This window comes from Fretibacterium fastidiosum (assembly GCF_000210715.1).
GTDB lineage: Bacteria > Synergistota > Synergistia > Synergistales > Aminobacteriaceae > Fretibacterium > Fretibacterium fastidiosum.
In genome coordinates, this window is the sequence record NC_021038.1 from 1,854,204 (window position 1) to 1,861,590 (window position 7,387).

A 7,387-nucleotide genomic window follows, 5' to 3' on the forward strand; every position below is an offset into this window, starting at 1 on the left:
GACCGAGCCGAAGAGCTCCATCTTCTCCTTGACCGTCGCCCTGATGGCGTCCATGCCGGGGGCCAGGAGCTTTCGGGGATCGAAGCCCTTGCCCTGCTGGTCCTTGCCCGACTCGATGTACTTTCGGGTGGCTTCCGCAAAGGCGACCTGGCACTCCGTGTTGACGTTGATCTTGGAGACGCCCAGGGAGATGGCCTCCTGGATCATGGCCGCGGGGATGCCCGATCCGCCGTGCAGCACCAAGGGGAGGGCGCCGGTCCTCTTCTGTATGGCGTCGAGCGTCTCGAAGGAGAGCCCCTGCCAGTTGTCGGGGTACTTGCCGTGTATGTTCCCAATCCCTGCGGCCAGCATGTCGACCCCAAGTTCCGCGATGATGCGGCACTCCTCCGGGTCCGCGCATTCGCCCATCCCCAGGACGCCGTCCTCCTCGCCGCCGATGGTGCCCACCTCCGCCTCGATGGACAGTCCCAGGGCGTGAGCCGCGTGGACCAACTCGCGCGTCTTTTCCAGGTTCTCGGCGATGGGGTAGTGCGAGCCGTCGAACATGACGGAGGTGAAGCCAGCCTTGATGCACTTGTAGACCCCTTCATAGGTGCCGTGGTCCAGGTGCAGCGCGACGGGCACCGTGATCCCCAGGCCCTTGTCCATGGCCCTCACCATCGCGGACACCGTGTCGAAGCCCGTCATGTACTTTCCCGCGCCCTCGGAGACGCCCAGGATGACGGGGCTCCTCAACTCTTCCGCCGTCAGCAGGACGGCCTTCGCCCACTCCAGATTGTTGATGTTGAAGTGCCCGACCGCGTAACGTCCCTCCCTCGCTCTCTTGAGCATTTCCGTTGCCGTCGTCAGCATTCTGAAAACCCCTTTGAATGAATTTTGTTTTTGCACTTAAAGTCGGATCGAGAAAGCACCGGCTGATCGCTGCGCTTCTGTTCATTATAGCATTGCGGCATTGTGCGCGAGCTCTCGATGAGTTTGGAATGCGCGCCGCCTTGTCGCTCAAGGCGACGAGTTTTGCCCCTGTAAGGGGAGGTGCCGAACGGAGCGGGGCGGAGGGGTTGTTTCGTATCCTATTCGCTTGGAGTGAGTCGGGGCCCCGGGCGTGCAGGCTTTGGAAGGGGGCCGTGCTCGGCTTCGTAGGTTCGGATCTCGCTGCGCACAGCACGCACCAGCAGGCTGTTGAACGATTCGTCGTAGACGGCCGCCAGAATTTTTCCTTTCAGGAACGTATCTTCGTCGATGCGCACCTGAGTGAATACGGACTTCGATTTGTCTGGGGCGGACGGCCTTTCAACCTCGGACTATAACGATTGCCTTTATCTCCCATGACTCTATCAACTCTGATCGTTACTCTCTATCTTTCGCCCCTTTTCATAATATGACCTATATTAACTCTAACGCTCCCTCTGGCCCCCTATTTGGAGTCCACTATACTGGGTCGTGTACTTTTTCCTGAGCCTGATGCTCTGCCTCCGACAGAGGCTCAGGGACTCTGCAGCTTCCTGGTTGGTCATCTTCTCGTTGACCAGCAGCTCCATGATCTTGATGCGCTTGATCTCTTTTTGTGACAATGCTACTCGCTCCTGCTTCATACCCAAGTATTACCAAAAGACCTGCCTGCCGCGGCATGGGGTGACATTATCACTGATCAATGACACAAACATTGACAAAAGGTAGTTTTTATAGTAAAAACGGTTTGAGGAGGTGGCTTTTGATGAAAACAGATGAAGCATTAGAGATTTTGAAAGCTCAGGGATTGATGTTAGAAGAGCAAAAAAGGTTAACTAATGGGACCGGCGACCAGTTACGTTTTAAAACTGGTGAAATCGTTAATATTTTTAACAAGGGTACTTTTTCGGTACAGGGCAAAAACAAACCGCGAATCGAAAAGATTTTGTGGGACGCTACGGGAACTGCACAAACAACACCAATAGCACCGTCGCGCGAAGTATTTGTTGTATATGGCCATGACACAACTGCACGGACACAATTAGAAGCTATGTTGCGACGGTGGGACATTGAACCACTTATTCTCGACCAGCTTCCATCAGAGGGACAAACTATAATTGAAAAGCTGGAAAATTATACACAGCAAGCACATTATGCCATAGTTCTTACTACACCAGATGATGAGGGGCATCCTACCAATAAGCCTGGTGAAAAACGATATCGCGCTCGACAAAATGTTGTTTTGGAGTTAGGTATGCTTTTGGCTAAATTAGGTAGGAGTAAGGTTGCTATTCTGATAAAGGATCAAGAAAACATGGAAAAGCCATCCGATATTAACGGTCTTATGTATATTTCATTCAGAGATAACGTCGAAGATGGAAAATTAAATCTATTCAAAGAATTGTGTGCCGCTGGATTTAATATTGATAGCAAAAAACTATAAAGGCTTCCACCATTAACCTGCCTACCGTGGCGGGTTTTTCTTATACCTAAATATAGAAGGTGATGAATCTAACCGAGAGCTCTGTCAATCATATGTTTTCCTTTTAGTGCCTGAAACTTCATCAGGCCGTGCGAAGCACATGAGGATTGAGACTGACGGGTCTGTGAGCATTAGCGAACAGCATCTGGAAGGCTCCCCGAAAGGGGGCGTAGCCCCATGTTAGAATTTTATGGAAGCGCTGAAGGATACCCTTACGGATGCTCCTTGATTGCTTCCAACAACTTTTCAAGGTTAATCAGCGCTTCCATAAAAAATTAAGGAACTAAAAAATTAAGGAAAGCGAGGTTCAGAGCAATGCTGGTTCTCCTGGTGTTTGCGATCTTCTGGCTGATCCTGTCGCCGCTTCTGATCCTGGGAAAGGTGGGCGACGCCACGGAGCGTCTGAGCCGCCGCATCACGGCGCTGGAGAAGGCGATCGACGCGATGCGGCAGGGCCCGATTCCGCGAGAGGCGTCGAAGGAACAGCCCTCCGTCACGCCTCTATCCGAGGTGCAGCCCTCTGCCGACCTCCTGTCCGAGGAGCTGCCGCTGGCACCTCCTCTGCCGGAAGCGCCGCCCCCTGTCGAGCTTCCCGTGGGAGAAGCGCCCATTGACCTCGACCTGCCGAAGGTACCCGAAGTCTCCCTCGAGGCGCCGGAGCCTTCGGAATCCCTCCGGGAGACGCCTGAGGAGCCCACCGTCGAGGAACTTCCCGTTGCCGCCGCAGCAGCCTTCCACCCTGACAACCCCGACGGCCCCAACGACGATGTCTCGTTGTCCCGCCAACCCGGCTCCGTCGCCGCCGCATGGTCCCGCCTCATCACCTGGCTGATCGCCGAGGGGAACATCTGGGTCTGCACAGGCGTGCTCCTCTTCCTCGTGGGGTTCGGCCTGCTCTTCAGCTACGCGGTTCACCTCGGTCTGCTGACCCTGGAGATGCGCCTGGCGGGCGCCGCCGTCACGGGCCTCCTGATGGTGGCCTTCGGATTTCGTATGCGGCTGCGGCGTCGTGCCTACGCTCTGGTCCTCCAGGGAGGCGGCATGGGCGTGCTCTACCTCGTCGTGCTGGCTGCCGCGAAACTCCATTCGGCCTCCACCAATGTGCCCATCCTGCCGGAGGGACCGGCCGTTGGGGCGATGATCTTCCTCTCCGTCGTCACCGTCGTCCTGGCGCTGGTGCAGGACTACGAGCCCCTGGCGCTCTTTGCGGTCCTCGGCGGCTTCGCCGCCCCCCACCTGCTTCAGGTGGGAGCCCGCAGTCCCGTAACGCTCTTCTCCATCTGCACGCTGTTGAACTTCGAGATCCTGGCCATCGCGTTCCGACGCCGCTGGCGCCTCCTGAACCGGATGGGCTTCCTCCTCACCGCCGGCATCGCCCTGTTCTGGGGCCAGCGCAACTGGAGGCCCGATCTCTTCTCTGCAGTGGAGCCCTTCCTGTTGGCCTTCCTCGCAACCTACACGTTGATCACGCTTCGCTTCGCGATGCGCCGTGCCGGGGGAGAGTCCCCCGATGCCGCCGAAGCGTCGCGCTACGACGCCGATATGCCCCTGACCGTCCTCGTCCCCTTCGTCTTCTTCTTCCTGCAGTCCCACGCAGCGGGACACCTCGCCTACGGCACGGCCTCGACCTGCCTGGGGCTTGGGGTGTGGTACCTGATCTTAGGGGTCTGGCTGCGCCAAAGAGGGGAGCGGTATCAGCCCGTGGTCTGGCGCCTCTTTGCCGCGCTGAGCATCCTGTTCTCGAACCTCGTCCTCCCTTACGCCTTCGAGCGCGTGCTCTCGTCCGCCGTGTGGGCGGCCGAAGGGGCGTTCCTGGTCGTCGCAGCCTGTCGTTACGGAAGCCTGAAAGCCCTGCTGGGCGGAATTTTCCTGCAGGTCGGGGCCCTCTGCCTCTACGCCCCCGAACTGGCGCGGATTGACCTGACGGTCGATTCGGTGCTGAGTCCGATCCTCGCCAGCGGCGTCCTGTTCGCTGCCGCCCTCTGGTGCAGCGGCTTCTGGATCACGCGCTTCCGGCTGCGAGGGGAAGACCTCCCCCATGGAACCCGATGGGAACGCCAGGCGTCGGAATTTCTCCGCTCAAACGTGGACTCGGCCTGCGTCGTCTTATCCTGGGTGCTGACGGGCGCCGGGGCCCTGTGGTGGTGGGGGACCATGGGCGACCAGGTGCCTCGCATCGGGCTCCCCTGGCTCTCGGCCTTCCCGGTCGTCTGCCTGACCGCCCTGGCCGCCTGTTGGGCCTCCCTGCGCCTCGACTGGCGTGCGGCCCAACTCCTCCTGTTCGGCCCGCTGATCGCCGGCATCCTTTGGGTCTTCGAGACGCTGCCTTTCGTCCTGCGCCCCGTGACCCTGGACTTCTTCGGCATCGGGCGCAGCCTTACGGCGAGCGCCATCGTCTACGCGGCGACGATCGGGCCGTCGCTTCGCCTGTTGTATCAAACGAAGGCCGGCTTTCGAGGCATCGAAATCTTCCACTTCGCCGCAATCCTCGTGGGGCTGAGGCTGGCCGACATGGCCCTGGGGCGATGGGGGCTCCGCTGGGGAGGGGACTGGGCGCAGCTGCTCTCGCTCCTGCCCCTGGTGGCGCTGTTGCTCCACGTGTCGCGGGCGCGGGAGCGCTCGGCCTTCGCGGGGAGCCCCAAATCCCTGGCCTTTGCCACAGCGCTTCCCCTGCTGCTGCAACTGCCCGCTTTCGTCGACAGCTTCAAGTGGAAGGGGACCGCCGTCGGCGGGCTGTTCGTCCCCCTGTTGAACCCCCTCGAACTGTGGCAGGCGACCTTCATCCTGTCCTGCGTCCTCTGGTTCCGCTGTTCCTTCGTCAAGGACGCCCGTCCGTCCCATCCCCTGCGGCAGGGGTTCTTCGGGTTCCTGTTCGTCTGGGTCAACCAGGTCGCCGCGCGGGCGGCGTGGTGGTACTCGGACGAGGCCTTTTCCTCGATCTGGATGGCGCTGAGGACGTCGCACTGTCAGGGGATCATCGCTATCTTGTGGGGCGTCCTGGGCCTCGCGGGGATCCTTCAGGGGAAGCGATTGAGAAGCCGTTCGCTCTGGCGTGCGGGCGCGGGGCTGCTGGCCGCGGACATGGTCAAGCTGTTGATCGTCGATCTGAGCCGCAGCGCCACCCTGACCCGCATCTTTGCCTTTCTGGTGCTGGGAGGTCTGTTTCTGCTGATCGGCTGGGCTGCGCCGCTGCCCCCAAGGGAGACGGCTGCAGACCGGGGGAAGGAGTGAGGGCCGTGGTCAGGAGCAAGGGACCGGCGCCCTGGGCGGCGGCGTTCCTGCTGGTGCTGACCGTTCTGCTGCCCTGCGGGGCCTGGGGCGCGAGCCCGAAAAAGCCGGTTTCGCTGGAAGATTTCGTTCATGCGAACGCGTTGACGGGGCAGGAGCTTGACGGAGCGCTCTGCAGAGTCTCCATTCCCCAGGAGGTCTACCGCGGGCTGGTTCAGTCTCAGAACTGCGACCTTGCCGTCTTCGACTCGACCGGAGAGGTCGTCCCCTTCGTCGTGGTCTCGGAGGCCGCGGACTCCGGAGCGCCTCCGACGCGCGTCGAGGCGCCCGTGCCGTTCTTCGAGCTCCCTCGAGAGGACGGAGGGGGTGCGGAGAAGGCTTTGCCCGCGGACATCTCCGTCCGGGTCGATGCGGACGGCCGCATCGTCGAGCTTCGGGAACGGCGCCCGTACGATGGCGGGGCCGTCCGAAGCTACCTCCTGGACCTGGCCGCCATCGCACCGGGCGGGGCCCCGAACTCGTACCGGCTGAACCTCCAGACCTCCGGGGAGGCGGAACTGAACGTAAAGGCCGACGTCCTCCGGAGCGAAAACCTGCGGGACTGGAACGCGGTGTGTTCCGACATACCCCTGCTCCGACTCCGCAGGGGAGACGCGCGCCTCGACAGAAGCGAGATCGAGCTGCCCCGGCATCCGGGCCGCTACCTTCTGTTGAGGGTGCGCGGCGTGGACCCGACCTTCGCGCTCGCGGAGGTGCGCTGTTCCCGTTTGCTGCAGCGAAGGGCATCTGAGGACGGGAGCGCTGAGTTCGACGGCGTGGTAACCCCGGACCACCGGGCGGTGGAGTACGACCTCGGAGGGGCGTTCCCCGTCACGCAGCTCGACTTCGTTTTGCAAGAGCCGGGGTTGTATGGGGCGCGTTGCTCCTCCCGCCCCGACCCGGGGACGCCGTGGCGTGCCGCCGGATCGGCGGTGCTCTTCAGGGTGCGCGAGGCGGGGACCCTCCGGACGAACGCCGCCATGAGCGTTGGCCGGCGTGAAGACCGCTACTGGCGTCTGGACTTCGATCGGGACTTTTCCGCGGCGCCGCCCCGGCTGAAGGTGGGGTGGCATTCTGGCACCCTGTACTTTCTGGCCCAGGGCCGGGCTCCGTGGATACTGGCCTACGGCAGCGCCCGAAAAGACCTGGCGCTGCAGAGCCCGCACCTGCTTCAGGACGTGCGGCCGAGCGGCGCCGTGGAGGCGAAGGTCGGCGCGCCCGTGGACCCCAATCCGGCGGGAGGGGGCCTGCGGGCCGAACGCAACCGTCCGGACGGCGAATGGCAGCGTCGGCTGGTGTGGGGCCTCCTGCTCCTGGGGGCGGTGCTGCTCTCCACGATCGCATGGAAGCTGCTGCGCTCCGGATCGGGTGCGGGGAACCAGGACTAGACTGTCGATCTAAACGCAGCGGTGCCGGAAACTGAACCGACTTCAGAGGATGCCCCTCCGGTTTGCTGACGCGAACACCTCCCCTTGCAGGGGAGGCGAAAAGAAGAGGCGCGTTGTTGGTCCCCGGTTTATTAGGCTCCCCTGGAAGGGGAGCTGGCGAGCCCCGCAGGGGCGAGACTGAGGGGTTGTTGGCCCTTTGCATGATGGGTTGTCGTTGGGTATGAAGACGACCCCTCCGGTTCGCTGGTGCGAACCACCTCCCCTTTCAGGGGAGGCAAAAAGAAGAGGTGCCGTTTTTCAG

Annotated in this window: 6 protein-coding genes; 3 read left to right on the forward strand and 3 right to left on the reverse strand. The window is 61.5% G+C overall.

Going from position 1 to position 7,387, the window contains the following annotated elements; translation table 11 throughout:
* From fba to SY1_RS08640, 3 genes are all read right to left on the reverse strand, one after another.
* Positions 1-852 (reverse strand): class II fructose-1,6-bisphosphate aldolase (gene fba, locus SY1_RS08630; protein ID WP_208873467.1); only part of this gene is annotated, 852 nt, incomplete at its 3' end.
* A 218-nt stretch (positions 853-1,070) separates the two neighbouring features.
* On the reverse strand, positions 1,071-1,247 hold the full coding sequence (locus SY1_RS08635; RefSeq protein ID WP_208873469.1) for a hypothetical protein: 177 nt from the start codon (positions 1,245-1,247) through the stop codon (positions 1,071-1,073).
* A 147-nt stretch (positions 1,248-1,394) separates the two neighbouring features.
* Positions 1,395-1,592 (reverse strand): hypothetical protein, encoded by a 198-nt coding sequence (locus SY1_RS08640; RefSeq protein ID WP_208873471.1) that lies wholly within the window; start codon positions 1,590-1,592, stop codon positions 1,395-1,397.
* A 122-nt stretch (positions 1,593-1,714) separates the two neighbouring features.
* On the opposite strand from SY1_RS08640, the gene SY1_RS08645 reads away from it, so the two are divergent.
* The 3 genes from SY1_RS08645 (at position 1,715) to SY1_RS08655 (ending at position 7,086) form a co-directional block, all read left to right on the forward strand.
* A complete protein-coding gene (locus SY1_RS08645) occupies positions 1,715-2,392 on the forward strand; it encodes a TIR domain-containing protein (RefSeq protein WP_208873474.1) in 678 nt (225 codons plus the stop codon).
* Positions 2,393-2,746: 354 nt separating this feature from the next.
* Positions 2,747-5,662, forward strand: a complete 2,916-nt coding sequence (locus tag SY1_RS08650; protein ID WP_015556793.1) for a DUF2339 domain-containing protein — start codon at positions 2,747-2,749, stop codon at positions 5,660-5,662.
* Between the two features lie 5 nt (positions 5,663-5,667).
* A complete protein-coding gene (locus tag SY1_RS08655; protein WP_208873476.1) occupies positions 5,668-7,086 on the forward strand; it encodes a DUF3999 family protein in 1,419 nt (472 codons plus the stop codon).
* The last annotated feature ends 301 nt before the right edge of the window (positions 7,087-7,387 follow it).